Source organism: Streptomyces sp. ATLC9 (genome assembly GCF_057196705.1).
The window spans coordinates 1-16,445 of sequence record NZ_JBXUOY010000011.1 but is presented as its reverse complement, the minus strand read 5'-3'; the positions used below and the strand labels follow the sequence as shown (position 1 = coordinate 16,445).

The following is a 16,445-nucleotide window of genomic DNA, read 5'->3' as shown; positions in this document are numbered from 1 at the left end:
ACCGGAGTCCGCACGTGTCACTCATCAAACCGAGCCCCACACGGGAGAGAACGGCGCCGCCGCCCCCCGCCGCCGAGGGGCCGCCGACGCGAACCCGTACCGCCCTGCGCTCCGCCGGGCTGGCGGGCGCCGTGGCCCTCCTGCTCGTCCTGCTGGTGCTGAGCCTCGGCTTCGGCGCCCGGCCGCTGTCGGCGGGCGAGGTCTGGTCCGGGCTCTTCGACAGTGGCTCCGAGACCTGGAGTGTGGTGCGCGAGATGCGGCTGCCGCGCACCCTGCTCGGACTGCTCGTCGGCCTCGCCCTCGGGCTGGCCGGCGCGGTGATGCAGGCGCTGACCCGCAACCCGCTGGCGGACCCCGGGCTGCTGGGCATCAACGCCGGCGCCTCGGCCGCGGTGGTCACCTCCATCGCCTTCCTCGGGGTGACCGGCTTCACCGGCTACGTGTGGTTCGCCCTGGCCGGCGCCGCGGTCGTCTCCGTCCTCGTCTACGTCGTCGGCGGCGGGCGCGGGGCGACCCCGGCGCGGCTGGCCCTGGCCGGCGCGGCGCTCAACGCCGCCCTGTACTCCTACGTCAGCGCCGCGATGATCCTGGACGCCGCGGCGCTGGAGCGGATGCGTTTTTGGACCGTCGGTTCGCTGGCCTCGGCCCGGATGGACGCCGTGGTGCAGGTGCTGCCGTTCATCGCCACCGGCGCCCTGGCCGCCTTCGCCCTCGCCCGGCCGCTCAACGCCCTCACACTCGGCGACGACCAGGCCCGCGCCCTGGGCGCCCGGCCGGAGAGGGTCCGCGCGGCCTGCGTCGTCGCCATCACCCTGCTGTGCGGCGCGGCCACCGCCGCCGCCGGCCCCGTCGTCTTCGTCGGGCTGATGGTGCCGCACCTGGTCCGCGCGATCACCGGCCCCGACCTGCGCTGGATGCTGCCGTACTGCGCGGTGCTCGCCCCCGTGCTGCTGCTCGGCTCCGATGTGCTCGGCCGGTTGCTGGGCCGTCCGGGCGAGCTCCAGGTCGGCGTCGTCACCGCCGTCCTGGGCGGCCCCATCTTCCTCTACGTCCTGCGACGGCGGAAGGTGGCCGCCGCATGAGGACCGACACGGGAAACGGCATGGGGACCGGTGTGAGGACCCTCCGCGCCGGACCGGCGCTCAGCCTCCGCTTCCGCCCCCGCGCCCTGATCGCCGCCGCCGTCTGCCTGCTCGCGGCCCTGGCCGCCGGTGTCGTCACCATGGGCAGCGGCGACTACCCCATGAGCCCCGCCGAGGTGCTGACCACCCTCACCGGCGGCGGCACCCCCGCCCAGGACTTCATCGTCAACGAACTGCGGCTGCCCCGGGTGCTCGCCGCCCTCCTCGTCGGCGCCTCCCTCGGCCTGGCCGGAGCCGTCTTCCAGTCCGTGGTGCGCAACCCGCTGGGCAGCCCCGACATGCTCGGCCTCACCCAGGGAGCCTCCACCGGCGCCCTCCTCGTCGTCCTCGCCGGCGGCAGCAGCGCGGCCCTGGCCGGCGGAGCCATCACCGGAGGACTCCTGACCGGACTGCTCATCTACGCCCTCGCCTGGCGCCAGGGAGTGCACGGCTACCGGCTGGTGCTCACCGGCATCGGCGTCCTGGCGATGCTCACCGGCGTCAACGGCTACCTGCTCACCCGCGGCAAGCTGATGGAGGCTTCCCGCGCGATCCTGTGGATCACCGGCAGCCTCGACGGCCGCGGCTGGCCCGAGCTCACCCCGCTGCTGATCGCCCTGGCGGTACTGGGCCCGGTCACCGTCCTGGGCTGCGGGCGGGCCCTGCGGATGACGGAGATGGGCGACGACACGGCCCACGCCCTCGGCGTGAGCGTCGAACGCGCCCGCACCGCCGCGCTGGGCTCCGCCGTCGTCCTGGTCTCCTTCGCCGCGGCCTGTGCCGGGCCGGTCTCCTTCGTCGCGCTCACCGCGCCCCAGCTCGCCAAGCGCCTCACCCGTGCGCCCGGCCCCAACCTGCTGCCCGCCGCCTGCATGGGCGCGGCCGTACTGGTGACCGCCGACTGGGCCGCCCAGAACCTCTTCACCGGACGGCAGATCCCCGTGGGCGTCGTCACCGGTCTCCTCGGCGGCTGCTACCTGGTGTGGCTGCTGGCCACCCAGCGGAAGGCAGGACGGATATGAGCATCCTCGCGGAAGCCCGGGCTCCCGAAGGCCCGGCCGGACAATCCCAGGACGGAGCAGAACGGATGACGCAGGGCAACCACCGTGACCACGGAGCCCCGGCCGCCGGGGGGACGAGACTGAGCGGCCAGGGCCTGACCCTCGCCTACGACCGGCGCACGATCGCCGAGGACCTCACGGTCGCGATACCGGACCGCTCCTTCACCGTCGTCATAGGTCCCAACGCCTGCGGCAAGTCCACCCTGCTGCGCGCCCTGTCGCGGATGCTGAAGCCGGTCGCCGGAACGGTCCTCCTGGACGGCGGGGACATCTCCTCCACAGGCGCCAAGCAGGTGGCCCGCACCCTCGGCCTGCTGCCGCAGTCCTCCGTCGCCCCCGAGGGCATCTCCGTCTCCGAACTGGTCTCCCGGGGCCGCTACCCCCACCAGAGCCTGCTGCGCCAGTGGTCGGCGGAGGACGAGCGCGTCGTCACGGAGGCGATGGCCTCCACCGGCGTCGCCGAGCTCGCCGACCGCTCGGTGGACGAACTGTCCGGCGGGCAGCGGCAGCGGGTGTGGATCGCCATGGCGCTGGCCCAGCAGACCCCCCTGCTGCTGCTGGACGAGCCGACCACCTACCTCGACCTCGCCCACCAGATCGACATCCTGGACCTGTGCGCCCGCCTCCACCAGGAGCAGGGCCGCACCCTGGTCGCCGTCCTCCACGACCTCAACCACGCCGCCCGGTACGCCACCCATCTGATCGCCATGCGCGAGGGGAGGGTGGTGGCCTCCGGACCACCGGAGGAGATCGTGACCGCCGAACTGGTCGAGGAGGTCTTCGGCCTGCCCTGCCAGGTCATCGACGACCCGGAGACCGGGACCCCGCTGGTGGTGCCCGCGGCGCGGCGCCGTGCCCGCAAGCCGCAGGCGGCCGGGCAGCTCTCCTGATCCGCCCTCCGGTCCCGGCCCCGGCCCGGCCGGAGAAGGGGTCAGCCGACCTGTTCGCGCGCGCGCTCCACCGCGGCACGGACCGGGCCGCGGTGCACCGGTCCGTGACCGGGGAGCAGGATCTCCGCGCCGGTGACCGCCAGGGCGGAGAGCGAGTCCAGCGCGCGGTCGCGGTCGTGGTGGAACATGCGGGGCAGCAGTTGGGGCCCCCGGCGGCCGGAGGTGGGGTGCCCGCTGACGAGGGCGTCGCCGGTGACCAGGATCCCCCTGTCCGGCAGGTGGTAGGCGCAGTGGCCGTCGGTGTGGCCCGGGGTGTGGACGGGCACCGGGCGCCCGGGCACGTCGAGCGGGCCGCCGGACGGGAACTCCCGCGGCTCGGCGACCGGTGTCTCCCTCTTCCCGCCGGACCGCAGCGCGTGCACGGCCCAGGGCAGGACGCCGCGACGCCACCCGTTGGCGGCGATCTGCCCGATGGAGACCTGCTGGAGGAAGTCCCGGCGGGCGTGGGGCACTTCCTCCCGGTGGGCCAGGACGGGGACCTCGTACTCCGTACGCAGGTACTCGGCCGAGCCGATGTGGTCGCTGTGGGCGTGCGTGACCAGTACCGCCGTCACCGCCGACGGCTCGGCGCCGACGGCGCGGAGCGAGGCGAGCACCAGCTCGCGGTCCCCGGGATACCCGGTGTCCACCAGCGTCACCGCGTCGCCGTCCTGGACGATCACCCAGTTGGTGTTGCTGCCCGTGACCAGGTGGACGCCTGTCTCGACCTGGAACATCTCCGGTGTGCGCATCGCTTCTCCTCCCGACTCCCCGGCAGGGTACGGCGTGATCGGGAGGAGAGCCCGGGCCGGTGACCGCGACCACGGCGGGAGGATGGCAGGATCACAGGGTGGTGGAACGGATCATCGCCGCATGTGACGGCGCGTCGAAGGGAAACCCCGGGCCCGCGGCCTGGGCATGGGTCATCGCCGGTGCGGACGGCGACGCGGAACGCTGGGCGGCCGGTCCGCTGGGCCGGGCGACCAACAACGTGGCGGAGCTGACCGCGCTGGAGAGACTGCTGGAGGTCCTGGACCCGGCCGTACCGGCACAGGTGCGGATGGACTCCCAGTACGCGATGAAGGCGGTCACCACCTGGCTGCCGGGCTGGCGACGCAAGGGCTGGAAGACCTCGGCCGGCACACCGGTGGCCAACCGGGACCTGGTGGTGCGCATCGACGAACTGCTGGCCGGACGGGAGGTGGAGTTCGTCCACACCCCGGCCCACCGGGCGGACGGCGACCGGCTCAACGACGCCGCCGACCGCGCCGCGAGCCACAGCGCGCACCCAGCGGCCGATCGGCTCCGCGTCGGGGGACGACCTGCCCCCGCCCGAACCCGGCACCGCCCCTCCCGGCGGACGCCCCCGCCGGGAGGGGGCGAAGCCGGCGCGGAAGGCCGGGGCGCCGGGCCGCTCCTCCGGGAGACCGCTCAAGGCACGCTTCCCGGGCCGGTGCCGCTGTGGCCGGCCGTACGCGAAGGGCGAGACGATCGCGAAGAACCCCGATGGCTGGGGCCACCCCTCCTGCGCCGCCACCGGATCGGGCGGGGCGTGACACCGAGGGAACGGTGAGGAAGGCGGTAGCGGGCCGCGCCGGGGCGGCGGCAGACGGAGAAGCCTGTCTACGGCGCAACCATCGGGTTCCGTCGCAATTCCTCCACGCACAGCACGAATTCCGCACGACGTGGAGGAGAACTTGCCTGCGCAAGCGCCCAGTCATAGCCGTGGCCGTCCTCACCGCCGTTCCGGCCCGGGCCGCCGAGTACCGCTCGGCGCTGAAGATCCGCGGCGTCCAGTACGACGCGCCCGGCCGGGACTCCAACAGCTGCTCCTCGGGAAACACCGACCAGGAGTACCTGACGCTCAAGAACTACTCGTCCTCCGCGACCGTCAACCTCAGGGGGTACGTGGTCAAGGACGCCGCCGGCAACCGCTTCGCCTTCACCGCGAACCGCTACCCGCAGCCCGGTGACCACATCCGGCTCCGCGGCGGCCGCGGCAGCGACCGCGACACGATCTACCTGTACAAACCCTCCGGCAGCCGCTCGGACGTGCACTCCTGCACCAGTAGCGGTTCCGACCCCGGCCGCAACGGCTACATCGCCTTCCACAAGTGATCCGGAGGCCCGTGGACCGCCCCCGCCCCGGAGGAGGGGCGGGGGGAGCGGCCCGCGGGCCCGCGCCGCCCTACCGGGCCGTGCCGAAGGCCTGGGTCCAGTAGTGGCCGGGCTGGGCCAGGCCGACGCCGATCTCCTCGAAGGAGCAGTTGAGGATGTTGCGCTTGTGGCCGGGGCTGGACATCCAGCCGTCCATCACGCTCTCGGGGGTCCGGTAGCCGTAGGCGACGTTCTCGCCGTAGGTCCGCCACTCGTAGCCGGCCCGTTCGATCCGGTCTCCGGGGCCGGAGCCGTCGGAGCCGGAGTGGGACATGTTCCGGTGGTCGGCCATGTCCTCGCTGTGGGCCCGGGCGGCCTCGGTCAGCTTCTCGTTCACCTTCAGGGGGGCGCACCCGGCCTCGGAGCGCTCGCTGTTGACGAGTTCCACGACGCGGGCCGCCGCGTCGTCGGCCGGGGCGGGTGTGGTGGGAACGGAAGGCGCGGAGGTGTCGGGTGCCGGGGAGGCGCTCGGGGGAGTGGCGGGCGTCCGGGTCCTCTCCGTCGCGGGCCGCGAGGTCGGCCTGGAGCCCGGCGACCGGTCCTCGGAGTGCCGGCTTCGCCAGGAGCGGTCCCGTTCATCGGAGGAGCGGTTCTGCCATGAGTGGGAGCGGTCGTCGGCCGTCGCCGGCCGGTCCGCGCAGGCAAGGGCCACGGTGGGCACTCCCAGGGCGGTCACGGCGAGGGCCGCGACGGATATCCTCCGGTAGCGCCTCGTTCTGCGGTGCTTGTTCATATGTGACCCCAATCGTCGGATCGCGGATCCCCCCGGGATGTGGACGACCCGCACAGCGCCCGTGTCCGGGCCGCGGGAACGCGGTGCGGGCCGTCATTGTCGGGACGGCCCGACAAGCGGGGCAACGAGCCTTGGTACTACGCCGGGTCGTAGGTCCCCGCGCCCCTTGCGAACGGCACGGAGCCGTGCCGGGGCGGGTGCCGGGGCGCGCGACGGCGCCGTGTCACCCCGTCAGGAGCCGCCCTGTACGGCGGCGCGCGGAGGAGCGCTCGAGGCGGGGCGGGGTCCGCCGAACCGGGCGTACGGTATGACCGTTTCGAGTGAGACGGGTCCTCTATGTCCTTCGGGTGTCGCCTACTACCCGCCAGGCGTAGTACCGATATGCGCTGTGATGGATGTCACGGAACCGGCGGGCGTCCGGCATGTTTGCGCACTCCGCCGGCCGGCCCGTCGGCGGTCTGTGGGCGGCACCGCGGGCCGCTCCCGGCGCAGCGGGTGGAACAGAGAACGTCGTACACGGTTCGAGGAGCGCACATGGCGAGCGGCACCGGTATCGTCCGGCCGACGGGACGACCGACGCAGGAACCGGCGGAACACGGCCGGCGCGATGAACAGGACGTCGCCCGCCGTCTGCTCGACTCGGCGGCGAGGCTCGCCTACGACCCGGCCGTCGAGGTGGACCGGGAGACGCCGCTGGACAAGGACTTCCACGGCGCCAGCCCCGAGTGGAGCACGCTCTACGGCACCCCGTACTGGGACGAACTGACCGAGGAGCAGCGCAAGGAGCTGACACGGTGGCCAGCACGGGCATCTGGTTCGAGATGATCCTCCAGCAGATGGTGCTGCGTGACATCTACTCCAAGGATCCGGCCAGTGCCGAGTTCCAGTGGGCACTGACCGAGATCGCCGAGAAGTGCCGGCACTCGATCATGTTCGCGCGCGGGGCCCGAAAGCTGGGCGCCCCGCCCTGACCCCCGTATCGCCGCGAGCATCGACGCGGCCGGGCCGGGGGACAAGGCGGCCGTACTGCGGGGCGTACCCCGGCAGGCGGTGGACTGGTCCCCTCCGCCCGGGCCGGGACGGCGCATCGTGCTGCGCTTCCACAGCGCGCCGGCGGAGGTGCTCGGCGACGGGCGCGTACGGGCGGTGCGCACCACGGCGGCGGAAGGAGAGCCGGCGATACCGGCCGGCCTGGTGGTGAGGGCGGTCGGCCACCGCGGCGCGCCGGTCCCCGGACTGCCCTTCGACGAGGCAACCGGCACCGTCCCGCACGAGGGCGGGCGTGTGACCGGGCGGCCGGGGACGTACGTCGTGGGCTGGATCGAACGCGGACCCTCGGGTGGCATCGGAGCCAGCCGCGCCTGCGCCGCCGAGACGGTCGGCACCCTGCTCGCCGACGCGCTCGACGGTGCCCTGCCCGCGCCCGAGCACGGTGCGAGGGCGTTCCGCCGGCTGGTGAGGGGCCGCAACCGCCGTCTGGTCGACGCCCGTGGCCAGGCCGCGATCGACCGGGCGGAGGTGACCCGCGGGCTGCGGACCGGCCGGCCGCGGGAGAAGCTGGCAACCGTCCCCGAACTGGTGGCGGCGGCCGCCGACGGCTTCCGCGCTGAAACCCGCCCGCTCCGGTGGGCGTCAGGTGGCGGGCCGCCGTCCGTGGTCGGTCCTGGCCTCGAGGGCGTGCAGGACGGCCACCATGTCGCGGTCGCCGTGCCCCAGGGCGACCGTCTCGCCGAAGAGGGCGTGGCAGACGTCCAGCAGGGGGGAGGCCAGACGTGCCTCGCGGGCGGCCTCGAAGATCAGCCGGTTGTTCTTCAGGACGTCCAGGGCGGCGGCCTGGACGCCGAAGTCGCGTGCCAGCAGTTTGGGCGCCTTCATACGGGAGACACCGCTGGCCATCGGGCCGGCGTCGAGCACCTCCAGGAACAGCCGCCGGTCCAGGCCGTGGCGGTCGGCGAAGTGGAACGCCTCGGTGAACCCGGTGACCATGGTGATCAGGAACAGGTTCACCGAGAGCTTCATCAGCAGCGCGTTCGGAGCGGGTCCGCACACGAACACCTCCCGGCACATCGGCCGCAGCAGCGGGCGCACCGACTCCACGGCCGTCGGCTCCCCGGCCGCCATCGCCACCAACTGCCCCGACTCGGCGGGCACCCGGGAGCCGGAGACGGGGGCCTCGACGTAACCGCCGCCGGCCGCGCGGACATCGGCCTCCAGCCCCCGCGAGTAGTGGGGCGAGGTCGTGCCCATGTGCACGACCGTGCGTCCGGCGACGTGCTGTGCGAAGTCCGGTTCGCCGCGGCCCAGTACGGCGTCGGTCGCCGCCTCGTCGGCCAGCATCAGGAAGACGGTGCCGGCGCGCTCGAAGACCTCGCGGGGGTTCGCGGCCACCTCCGCCCCGGCCGCACGCAGCGGCTCGCTCCTGGCCGCGGTGCGGTTCCAGACGGTCGGCGCCATGCCGGCGCGGGCCAGGTTGAGCGCCATGGGCTGCCCCATGACGCCGAGGCCGATGAAACCCACGTCCACGCTGTGCCGCCCTTCCGGCCGGAGGACCCCGGCCCACCGGCCCGGCGGGTTCCGCCGGACCCGCTGCTTATGACAGCCGTCATAGTAGCGGTCGTTGTGACGTGTGTCATAGTGCGGGCGCGGCCGGGGCGGAGGGCGCGGGTCCCTCCCCGTACCGGTGGCGTTCGGGGCGGCGCCGATAAGCTGGTCGGACCGGTGGGGCGAGGGTCGCCCACCCGGTTCGCCAGGGGGTCGGAGGTCGGCGATGACGGTTTCCCGGCGGGGTCCGCGCGAGCGGATGGTCTTCAGCGCGGCCCAGCTCATCCGGCGCGACGGAGTCGCCGCGACCGGCCTGCGCGACATCGTCGCGCACGCGCGGGCCCCGAGGGGATCGCTGCGGCACTACTTCCCGGGCGGCAAGGAGCAGCTTGTCAACGAGGCCGTGGAATGGGCCGGCCGTTACGCGGCCAAGCGCGTGGCCCGGTTCCTGGCCGAGATGCCCGAGCCGTCGCCGAGCCGTCTGTTCGAGGCGATGGTGCGCCAGTGGACCGACGAGTACCGGTCGGCCGGGTTCGCCACGGGCTGCCCCGTCGTCGCCGCCACGGTGGACCGCGCCGGCTCCGCCGAGTCCACCGGACAGGCGGCCGCCGCCGCGTTCGCCGCCTGGAACCGCCCGGTGGCGCAGGCGCTGACGGAGATGGGCGTGCCGGCCGACCGGTCGGCCTCGCTGGCGACGCTGATGATCAGTGCCCTGGAGGGGGCGATCGTGATCGCCAGGGCCGAGCGCGACACGCGGGCCCTTGAGACCGTGGCACGGGAGCTCGGCCCCCTCCTCGACGCGGGTGTCGCTCCGCGGAACTGACGCCCGCGGCGCTGAGAGGACCGGTGGCGGCGATGGCGGGGCATAGCGTGGGCATACGGAGACCGGGGCCGGCGTGTGCCCGGTACGGCGAAGGGAGCTCACACCATGGCGACCGCGCAGCGCATGGTGGTCATCGGGGGCAACGCGGCGGGCATGTCGGCCGCCTCGCAGGCACGCAGGCTGAAACGGCCCGGGGAACTGGAGATCGTCGCCCTCGAACGGGGTGGCTACGTGTCCTACTCCGCCTGCGGCATCCCCTACTGGGTGGGCGGTGACGTCGCGTCCGCCGGCGAGCTGATCGCGCGGACTTCCGGGGAGCACCGCGAGCGGGGCATCGACCTGCGGCTGCACACCGAGGTCACCGAGCTCGACCCGGACGGCTGCCGCGTCCGGGTCCGCGACGGCGGCGACGGCGGCGGTCCCGGGAAGTGGCTGGGCTACGACCACCTGGTCATCGCCACCGGGGCCCGCCCCCTGCGCCCCGCCCTGCCGGGCATCGACGCGCCGGGTGTGCACGGCGTGCAGACCATGGACGACGGCAGAGCCCTGCTGGAGGCCCTGGAGAAGACCGAGGCGGCACGCGCACCGCGGCGCGCGGTGGTGGTCGGCGCCGGTTACATCGGCGTGGAGATGGCCGAGGCGCTGGTCCGCCGCGGTTACCGGGTCACGGTGCTGGACCGGGCCGAGGAGCCGATGACCACACTGGACCCCGACATGGGGCGGCTGGTGCGCGAGGCGATGTGCCGCATGGGCATCGAGACGGTCACCGAGGCCGCCGTCACCGCCGTCCGCACCGGTGAGGACGGCCGGGTGCGGGCGGTCGCCACCGAGGAGGCCGAGTACGAGGCCGAGCTGGTGATCCTCGGGCTGGGCGTGCGGCCCGAGACTGGGCTCGCACGCGAGGCGGGACTGCCGCTGGGCGGGTCCGGCGGCCTGCTCACCGACCTGGCGATGCGGGTGCGGGGGCGGGAGAACGTCTGGGCGGGCGGCGACTGCGTCGAGGTCCTCGACCTCGTCTCCGGCCGCGACCGCCACATCGCGCTGGGCACGCACGCCAACAAGCACGGCCAGGTCATCGGCACCAACATCGGCGGCGGTTACGCCACCTTCCCCGGAGTCGTCGGCACGGCCGTCAGCAAGATCTGCGACCTGGAGATCGCCCGCACCGGCCTGCTGGAGAGCCAGGCCCGGTCCGCGGGGCTGCGGTTCGTGACCGTGACGATCGAGTCGACCAGCCGCGCCGGCTACTACCCGGGCGCCGCGCCGATGCATGTGAAGATGCTCGCCGAACACCGCACGGGCCGCCTGCTGGGCGTGCAGATCGTCGGACGCGAGGGCGCGGGCAAACGCGTGGACGTGGCAGCGGTCGCCCTGTCCGCGTCGATGACGGTCGAGCAGATGACCTTCCTGGACCTGGGCTACGCCCCGCCGTTCTCCCCGCTGTGGGATCCGGTGCTGGTGGCGGCCCGGAAGGCGGCCGCGGCAGTGCGCCGGGCCGGTACGCACTGACGGGCCGGAGCCGGTGCGACGGTCAGGCCGGTTGCCGTGCGAAGAGTTCCAGATGGCCGCACTTCGGGCAGCGGTAGGCGTCGATCTGCCACCGGGGGCGGCCCATGCGCTTGGCGCCACCGAACACGCCGCGCTCCAGCGGCCCGGCGATCCAGCGGGCGTATCCCCGGGAGTTGTCACCCGAGTCCTCGACGAATCCCGGCTCCAGGCCGGTCGTGCCGCACTGGGTGCACTTCGCGGTGTCCACGGCAGGAGTCTATCGAGCCGTTGCGGAGTCCGGCCGGCCCCGCCGCCGGCGGGCTTCCGCTCCTGCCGGGGAGTCCTCTGTGCACGCGCTTGTCATGACGACGACATAAGATGCACGCGCCGTTCATGAATTTTTCCCAGAGGATGTACATGTCATGACAACCTGTGCGCCGTTCCGCTCCCGCCGCGGCATATCCGCCGCCGTCGCCCTGCTCGCGATCGGGGCCGCGGGGTGCTCCGACATCGTCGACAGTGCCGAGAGCGGTGCGACGAAGGTGGCCCGTCAGCGGTCGGTTTTCTCGCTGTCCACCGGAGACTGCTACAACCCCAACAGCGAGAAGACCGAGGGCGAGGCGCTCGCCATCGAGCTCGTGCCGTGCGACGAACCGCACCGGGGCCAGGTCGTCGGCGAGTTCGACATCGAGGAGAAGGGGGAGTTCCCCGGCGACGAGGCGGTCACGTCGGTCGCCGACGAGCGCTGCCCGGCCGAGGCGGGTGAGTTCGCCCCGGACACCTGGGCGCTGCCCGAGGGGGTCGGCCTCTCCTACTACACGCCCACCGCGGAGAGCTGGGCCACCGGCGACCGCGCCGTGAGCTGCACCTACACCAAGGAGTCGGGTGAGCTCACCGGCTCGCTGGAGGCCGGCGCCAAGTCGCTGAAACCGGGTCAGAAGACCTATCTCGACGGTGCGAACGCCGTCTACGACGCCCTGTGGGGGAACCAGCCCACCGCGGAAAGTGTCGAGGAGGACCTCGAGGGCTACAAGGCGCAGGCGGACGCCGTCGCCACCGCCCTCGACGCGCACCTGGACGGTCTGCGGGGCATGGAGGGCACGGAGACCGGCAGGCTCCGGGCCCGGCTGGAGAAGGCCGCCGGTCACTGGAGGGGCGCCGCGAAGGCGGGTGACGCCGACGCGTTCTACACCTCCTACGACCCCGCCTTCACCGGTCTGGACCCCAGCGGCACGGTCGCCGCCCGCAAGGAGCTCGGTCTGGCCACCACCGTCCCGGCCGAGGACGCGGAGGTCTGGGCGAGCTGACCCCCCGCCGGCCCCGCACGCCCGGGTGGCGGCGCCGGTCACGGCGGCCGGCCCGCCATCCGGACGGGCGGGGGTTCTGCGGGCGCCGGCCCGGGGAGGGGGCGATCACGCCGATTGACGGATTGGGGTGCGCCGCGGCTGGGCAGGGAGCTTGCAGCGTGTCATGAGCACGCTCAACCCCCCACAAGGAGGACGACCATGCACGTCCGCACACTCGCCCGTGGCCTCACCGCGGCCCTGGCGGCCACCTTCGCGCTGGCCGGCGGCCCGGCCGCCGCCGCGCCGGCCGCTCCCGCCGCCGAGGACCGTGCCCTCGCCCCGCGGATCATCACCTACGACGCCGGTGGGGCGGCGGAGTTCAAAGCCGCGGTCGACCGCGGCGCGGCGATCTGGAACGAGAGTGTCGACGCCGTCGAGCTGCGGCCGGTGGCGGCCGGACAGCGTGCCAACATCCGGGTCCTCGCCGACAACGGCTGGCCCCGCGCCTACACCTACTCGCTGGGCAACGGTGTCGTGTACATCGGCCGGCAGGCCGTCGACCAGGGCTACAACACCGTTCGCATCTCCTCCCACGAGCTGGGCCACATCCTGGGACTGCCGGACCGCAAGCCCGGTCCCTGCTCGAGCCTGATGTCCGGTTCGAGCGCCGGGACCGGGTGCACGAACCCCTACCCGAACGCGGCGGAGAGGGCGGAGGTCGAGAGTGACTTCGGCGGTGCGTTCACCCGGCAGGCCGGGGCGCCGCTCAGTGTGGTGACCGTGGACTGACGCACGGCGCAGGGGCGCCCCGCCCCGGCGCCGTCGCGGTCGGGAGGGTCCCGGAGCGCGGCCGTGAACGCGCGCTCCGGGACCCTCCGTCCCCACCGGTGCGCCGGGGCGGGGCGCCGTGCCCGGTCAGCGGTCGTCGTGGCGGATCAGGGAGCGGACCATGCGGCAGGTCGCCCCGGAGGGCGGGTGGACGCCGATCCGCTCGGCCGTGGTGCGGATCCTGCGGTCGGTGGCCTGCTCCGGGCGGTGGACGCCGGTGTCGAGCAGGGCTATGGCCAGTCGCATGGCCTTCAGGCGGCGGTTGTGCGAGACGTACCACTCGCGGGGCCGGCCGGCCGGGAGCGGTTTCTTCGGCAGGGTGGTCAGGGTCGTCAGCGCAGTGGTGGCGGGTGGGATCGGAGCCTTCGAACGGTGCTTGGCGGCGAGCGCGGCAGAGGCCATCGGCTTCCTCCTGAGGTGGTCGTCCGGCCGTCTCGATCTACCTTCGATTTTACCGTGATCCGCTGACAAAAGACCTGGTCAATGGGGGAGCGATGGGCTCCGGAGTGCCGTGTTCGCGGGCCGCGCGGCACCCTGCGGTGCGGTGGTGGCCCGGGCTTCGGAGCGAGCGGGTCCCTCGTTCGATAAGTGTTGATTTGTCGACAATGCGCGCCTATCCTGTGAGTCAGGACAAGTTTCGAACATGGATTCGAACTCAAGCTTCGGCCGCGCGGGTGCACGTCCCGTCGGGCCGGGACCGCGTCCCGCCACCCGGCGAGCCCACCCCGAACCGCCGTCGAACGCGCCAGAGGAGAAACGGCGTGAACACCCTCGCTTTCACCCCAGCCACCAAGGAACGGGCCAAGGCCCGCATCGCGCTCACCGGGCCGACCGGATCGGGCAAGACCTACACCGCACTCGTCACCGGCACCGCGATCGGTGAGCGGGTGGCCCTCGTCGACACCGAGCACGGCAGCGCCTCCAAGTACGCCGACGAGTTCGCCTTCGACACCCTTCAGCTCACCTCGTTCGAGCCCACCGGGCTCATCGACGTCCTCGCGGTCGCCGCCCACGAGGGCTACGACACCGTGATCGTCGACTCGCTCTCGCACTTCTGGTCCGGCGCGGGCGGCGTGCTCGAACAGGTCGACAACGCCGCCAAGCGCTACGGGACGGGCAGCAGCTTCGCCGCCTGGAAGGAGACCCGCCCGATGGAGCGGGCGATGATCGACGCCCTGCTCGCCTACCCCGGGCACCTCATCGTCACCATGCGCACCAAGACCGAGTACGTGGTGGAGACCGACGACCGCGGGCGCAAGGTGCCGCGCAAGGTCGGGCTCAAGCCCGAGCAGCGGGAGGGCATCGAGTACGAGTTCGACGTGGTCGGCGACCTCGACCACGAGAACACCCTGGTGATCTCCAAATCCCGGGCGAAGCCGCTGTCCGGACTGGTGATCCGCAAACCGGGCACGGAGTTCGCCGACTCCGTCCTCGACTGGCTCAACGCGGGCAGGCCCACCCCGAGCGCGTCGGACTACCTCGCCACCGCCACCGCCCCGGACACCACCTACGAGGACCTCCGCGCCCTCTACGAGGAGGCCCGCCGGCACAACCTGCTCGCCGCCGCCGTCCTGGACCCGGCGGGGGAGCCCACCACACTGGGCGACCTCATCGTGCGCCGCGGGACCGAGGCGAGGAAGGAGACCGGGAGGACCGGGGAGGAGGCCCGGAAGGAGACCGAGCGGAAAGCCGTGGCGGCATGAACCTCAAGGAGCACGCGACCAGGGTCGCCGTCCTCAAGGTGCTGCGCGACGCGGTGGAGGAGCAGTACCAGGCCACCCGCCGCGAGGTCCTCGGCGAACTGCGCGCGGCCCGTGAGGAGTACGCGCTGAAGTCGATACGGGTGACCCTGCGGGACGGCGCGCCCATCGCCACCATCACGCTCATCGACCCCAAACCGGAGGTCGTGGTCGCCGACGAGGACGCCTTCACCACCTGGGTGGTGGAGAACCACCCGGACGAGGTGGAGACCCTCGTGAGGGTGCGTCCCAGCTGGCGCAGGCAGCTCACCGCCCGGCTCACCGCCTGGCCGGGACCGGTCACCGACCCGCGCACCGGAGAGGTGGTCCCGGGCCTGGAGACGGCACCGCCGCCGGAGCCGCGCTCGTTCAGCCTCCGGCCCGTGCCGGGTGGAACGGAGCAGGTGGCCCGGGCCTGGCGCACCGGCGAGATCGACCTGCCCCGGCTGCTCACCCCCGACAGCGGAGAAGAGCGCGGCGGGATTCGGGGCGAGATCCGGGGCGGGGAGCGATGACCACCGGTGCCGCGCGTCCACGGCGAACCCGCCCCACGCCCGCCGTACACCCCCCCCCGCACGAGAGGAGCCGGCCATGGCCGGTGAGCCCGTCATCACCGTCGTCGGCAACCTGACCGACGACCCCGACATCCGAGCCACCCCGTCCGGGGACACGGTCACCCACTTCACCGTCGCCTCCACCCCCCGCACCTTCGACCGGCGGAGCAACGAGTGGAGGGACTCCGCCGAGACGCTGTTCCTGCGCTGCTCGGCCTGGCGGCAGGAGGCGGAGCACGTCGCCGAGTCCCTCACGCGCGGCACGCGCGTCATCGTCCAGGGCAGGCTGCGCCAGCGGACGTTCGAGACGCGCCAGGGCGAGAAGCGCACCGTGGTGGAGTGCGAGGTGGACGAGGTCGGCCCCTCCCTGCGGTTCGCCAGTGCGGCGGTCGCCAGGGGCCCGCGTACGGGCGTCCCCGCCGGCGACCGTCCCGGCGCCGCTTTGGCGGCCGGCGGCCCGCCCGGCCGGGAGGACGGCGAGCGGCACCCACCCAGGGAGAGCGAACTCCCCTTCTGACCGCGGCGGTCTCTCGCGAGACCGCGCACCCGGCGCCGGTCGGCGGACAGCCGTGGCCGACGTACCGAGCCGTCCGCCGCGCCGGCGCGATCCGACCCACCGAGGTGGACCAGTGAAAGAACAGGACCGCGAGAAGGCGCTCGACGCCGCGCTCGCACAGATTGAACGGCAGTTCGGCAAGGGCGCGGTGATGCGCCTGGGCGACGGGGCGTGGGACCCCATCGAGGCCATTCCGACCGGGTCGACCGCTCTGGACGTGGCGCTGGGTGTGGGCGGTCTGCCGCGCGGCCGGGTGGTGGAGGTCTACGGGCCGGAGTCCTCCGGCAAGACCACGCTGACCCTGCACGCGGTGGCCAACGCCCAGCGGATGGGCGGCACGGTCGCCTTCGTCGACGCCGAGCACGCGCTGGACCCGGAGTACGCCAAGCGGCTGGGGGTGGACGTGGACTCCCTGATCCTGTCCCAGCCCGACAACGGTGAGCAGGCGCTGGAGATCACCGACATGCTCATCCGGTCCGGGGCGCTGGATCTGATCGTGATCGACTCGGTGGCCGCCCTGGTGCCGCGCGCGGAGATCGAGGGCGAGATGGGCGACTCCCATGTGGGTCTGCAGGCGCGGCTGATGAGCCAGGCGCTGCGCAAGATCACCGGTGCGCTCAGCCAGTCCA

The 16,445-nt window shown here is 73.3% G+C and carries 17 protein-coding genes and 3 pseudogenes; 15 read left to right on the top strand and 5 right to left on the bottom strand.

Annotated elements, in window-relative coordinates; all coding sequences use genetic code 11:
• The first annotated feature begins 14 nt into the window (after positions 1-14).
• The 3 genes from AC2CJA_RS02490 (at position 15) to AC2CJA_RS02480 (ending at position 3,072) form a co-directional block, all read left to right on the top strand.
• The gene (locus tag AC2CJA_RS02490; RefSeq protein WP_484600975.1) at positions 15-1,082 is read left to right on the top strand and encodes a FecCD family ABC transporter permease; all 1,068 of its coding nucleotides are present in this window, start codon (positions 15-17) and stop codon (positions 1,080-1,082) included.
• A complete protein-coding gene (locus AC2CJA_RS02485; RefSeq protein ID WP_484600974.1) occupies positions 1,079-2,143 on the top strand; it encodes a FecCD family ABC transporter permease in 1,065 nt (354 codons plus the stop codon). The genes AC2CJA_RS02490 and AC2CJA_RS02485 overlap by 4 nt, the downstream gene beginning before the upstream one ends.
• A gap of 65 nt (positions 2,144-2,208) precedes the next feature.
• Positions 2,209-3,072, top strand: coding sequence for an ABC transporter ATP-binding protein (locus AC2CJA_RS02480; RefSeq protein WP_484600973.1), 864 nt, complete (start codon positions 2,209-2,211; stop codon positions 3,070-3,072).
• Between the two features lie 41 nt (positions 3,073-3,113).
• Here the strand turns inward: AC2CJA_RS02480 and AC2CJA_RS02475 are convergent, their stop codons facing one another.
• Positions 3,114-3,863 carry an MBL fold metallo-hydrolase gene (locus tag AC2CJA_RS02475; RefSeq protein ID WP_484600972.1) on the bottom strand — a complete coding sequence of 250 codons (750 nt, stop codon included), beginning with the start codon at positions 3,861-3,863 and terminating at the stop codon, positions 3,114-3,116.
• A gap of 98 nt (positions 3,864-3,961) precedes the next feature.
• Between AC2CJA_RS02475 and AC2CJA_RS02470 the strand changes: the two are divergent.
• Together AC2CJA_RS02470 and AC2CJA_RS02465 are read left to right on the top strand one after the other, a co-directional pair.
• A pseudogene (locus tag AC2CJA_RS02470) lies at positions 3,962-4,667 on the top strand (ribonuclease H family protein).
• A 145-nt stretch (positions 4,668-4,812) separates the two neighbouring features.
• Positions 4,813-5,229: a lamin tail domain-containing protein gene (locus tag AC2CJA_RS02465; protein WP_484600997.1), complete on the top strand. Its 417-nt coding sequence runs from the start codon at positions 4,813-4,815 to the stop codon at positions 5,227-5,229.
• Between the two features lie 70 nt (positions 5,230-5,299).
• On the opposite strand, the gene AC2CJA_RS02460 is transcribed toward AC2CJA_RS02465, so the two are convergent.
• Positions 5,300-6,001 (bottom strand): CAP domain-containing protein, encoded by a 702-nt coding sequence (locus AC2CJA_RS02460; RefSeq protein WP_484600971.1) that lies wholly within the window; start codon positions 5,999-6,001, stop codon positions 5,300-5,302.
• 534 nt (positions 6,002-6,535) lie between these two features.
• Between AC2CJA_RS02460 and AC2CJA_RS02455 the strand changes: the two are divergent.
• Together AC2CJA_RS02455 and AC2CJA_RS02450 are read left to right on the top strand one after the other, a co-directional pair.
• A pseudogene (locus AC2CJA_RS02455) lies at positions 6,536-6,966 on the top strand (diiron oxygenase); the annotation flags it as partial.
• A 4-nt stretch (positions 6,967-6,970) separates the two neighbouring features.
• Positions 6,971-7,606, top strand: a pseudogene (locus tag AC2CJA_RS02450) (ferredoxin--NADP reductase domain-containing protein); the annotation flags it as partial.
• Positions 7,607-7,633: 27 nt separating this feature from the next.
• On the opposite strand, the gene AC2CJA_RS02445 reads toward AC2CJA_RS02450, so the two are convergent.
• Positions 7,634-8,524, bottom strand: a complete 891-nt coding sequence (locus AC2CJA_RS02445; protein WP_484600970.1) for an NAD(P)-dependent oxidoreductase — start codon at positions 8,522-8,524, stop codon at positions 7,634-7,636.
• A gap of 244 nt (positions 8,525-8,768) precedes the next feature.
• On the opposite strand from AC2CJA_RS02445, the gene AC2CJA_RS02440 reads away from it, so the two are divergent.
• Together AC2CJA_RS02440 and AC2CJA_RS02435 are read left to right on the top strand one after the other, a co-directional pair.
• Entirely contained in the window at positions 8,769-9,365 is a 597-nt protein-coding gene (locus AC2CJA_RS02440; protein WP_484600969.1) for a TetR/AcrR family transcriptional regulator, read from the top strand.
• A gap of 105 nt (positions 9,366-9,470) precedes the next feature.
• Positions 9,471-10,874 carry an FAD-dependent oxidoreductase gene (locus AC2CJA_RS02435; RefSeq protein ID WP_484600968.1) on the top strand — a complete coding sequence of 468 codons (1,404 nt, stop codon included), beginning with the start codon at positions 9,471-9,473 and terminating at the stop codon, positions 10,872-10,874.
• A 22-nt stretch (positions 10,875-10,896) separates the two neighbouring features.
• Here the strand turns inward: AC2CJA_RS02435 and AC2CJA_RS02430 are convergent, their stop codons facing one another.
• The gene (locus AC2CJA_RS02430) at positions 10,897-11,121 is read right to left on the bottom strand and encodes a hypothetical protein (RefSeq protein WP_484600967.1); all 225 of its coding nucleotides are present in this window, start codon (positions 11,119-11,121) and stop codon (positions 10,897-10,899) included.
• 154 nt (positions 11,122-11,275) lie between these two features.
• On the opposite strand from AC2CJA_RS02430, the gene AC2CJA_RS02425 reads away from it, so the two are divergent.
• Together AC2CJA_RS02425 and AC2CJA_RS02420 are read left to right on the top strand one after the other, a co-directional pair.
• Positions 11,276-12,160 carry a septum formation family protein gene (locus AC2CJA_RS02425; RefSeq protein ID WP_484600966.1) on the top strand — a complete coding sequence of 295 codons (885 nt, stop codon included), beginning with the start codon at positions 11,276-11,278 and terminating at the stop codon, positions 12,158-12,160.
• A 198-nt stretch (positions 12,161-12,358) separates the two neighbouring features.
• Positions 12,359-12,928, top strand: coding sequence for a snapalysin family zinc-dependent metalloprotease (locus AC2CJA_RS02420; protein WP_241712589.1), 570 nt, complete (start codon positions 12,359-12,361; stop codon positions 12,926-12,928).
• A 126-nt stretch (positions 12,929-13,054) separates the two neighbouring features.
• Here AC2CJA_RS02420 and AC2CJA_RS02415 read toward each other — a convergent pair whose 3' ends face one another.
• Complete coding sequence (locus tag AC2CJA_RS02415; protein WP_484600965.1) at positions 13,055-13,369, bottom strand: hypothetical protein; 315 nt, start codon at positions 13,367-13,369, stop codon at positions 13,055-13,057.
• Positions 13,370-13,728: 359 nt separating this feature from the next.
• Here AC2CJA_RS02415 and AC2CJA_RS02410 point away from each other — a divergent pair, with 359 nt between their 5' ends.
• The 4 genes from AC2CJA_RS02410 to AC2CJA_RS02395 all read left to right on the top strand — a co-directional run.
• A complete protein-coding gene (locus AC2CJA_RS02410; protein WP_484600964.1) occupies positions 13,729-14,670 on the top strand; it encodes an ATP-binding protein in 942 nt (313 codons plus the stop codon).
• Positions 14,667-15,221, top strand: coding sequence for a hypothetical protein (locus AC2CJA_RS02405; RefSeq protein ID WP_484600963.1), 555 nt, complete (start codon positions 14,667-14,669; stop codon positions 15,219-15,221). The genes AC2CJA_RS02410 and AC2CJA_RS02405 overlap by 4 nt, the downstream gene beginning before the upstream one ends.
• Before the next feature lie 76 nt (positions 15,222-15,297).
• The gene (locus AC2CJA_RS02400) at positions 15,298-15,777 is read left to right on the top strand and encodes a single-stranded DNA-binding protein (protein WP_484600962.1); all 480 of its coding nucleotides are present in this window, start codon (positions 15,298-15,300) and stop codon (positions 15,775-15,777) included.
• A 112-nt stretch (positions 15,778-15,889) separates the two neighbouring features.
• A partial coding sequence (locus AC2CJA_RS02395) for an ATPase domain-containing protein (protein ID WP_484600961.1) occupies positions 15,890-16,445 on the top strand: 556 nt, incomplete at its 3' end.

What these genes read in the sequence shown, in the direction of transcription:
- AC2CJA_RS02485 (WP_484600974.1), top strand. Translation starts at nt 1,079, where the DNA reads ATGAGGACCGACACGGGAAACGGCATGGGGACCGGTGTGAGGACCCTC.
- AC2CJA_RS02480 (WP_484600973.1), top strand. Translation starts at nt 2,209, where the DNA reads ATGACGCAGGGCAACCACCGTGACCACGGAGCCCCGGCCGCCGGGGGG.
- AC2CJA_RS02475 (WP_484600972.1), bottom strand. Translation starts at nt 3,863, where the DNA reads ATGCGCACACCGGAGATGTTCCAGGTCGAGACAGGCGTCCACCTGGTC.
- AC2CJA_RS02460 (WP_484600971.1), bottom strand. Translation starts at nt 6,001, where the DNA reads ATGAACAAGCACCGCAGAACGAGGCGCTACCGGAGGATATCCGTCGCG.
- AC2CJA_RS02440 (WP_484600969.1), top strand. Translation starts at nt 8,769, where the DNA reads ATGACGGTTTCCCGGCGGGGTCCGCGCGAGCGGATGGTCTTCAGCGCG.
- AC2CJA_RS02435 (WP_484600968.1), top strand. Translation starts at nt 9,471, where the DNA reads ATGGCGACCGCGCAGCGCATGGTGGTCATCGGGGGCAACGCGGCGGGC.
- AC2CJA_RS02425 (WP_484600966.1), top strand. Translation starts at nt 11,276, where the DNA reads ATGACAACCTGTGCGCCGTTCCGCTCCCGCCGCGGCATATCCGCCGCC.
- AC2CJA_RS02420 (WP_241712589.1), top strand. Translation starts at nt 12,359, where the DNA reads ATGCACGTCCGCACACTCGCCCGTGGCCTCACCGCGGCCCTGGCGGCC.
- AC2CJA_RS02415 (WP_484600965.1), bottom strand. Translation starts at nt 13,369, where the DNA reads ATGGCCTCTGCCGCGCTCGCCGCCAAGCACCGTTCGAAGGCTCCGATC.
- AC2CJA_RS02405 (WP_484600963.1), top strand. Translation starts at nt 14,667, where the DNA reads ATGAACCTCAAGGAGCACGCGACCAGGGTCGCCGTCCTCAAGGTGCTG.
- AC2CJA_RS02400 (WP_484600962.1), top strand. Translation starts at nt 15,298, where the DNA reads ATGGCCGGTGAGCCCGTCATCACCGTCGTCGGCAACCTGACCGACGAC.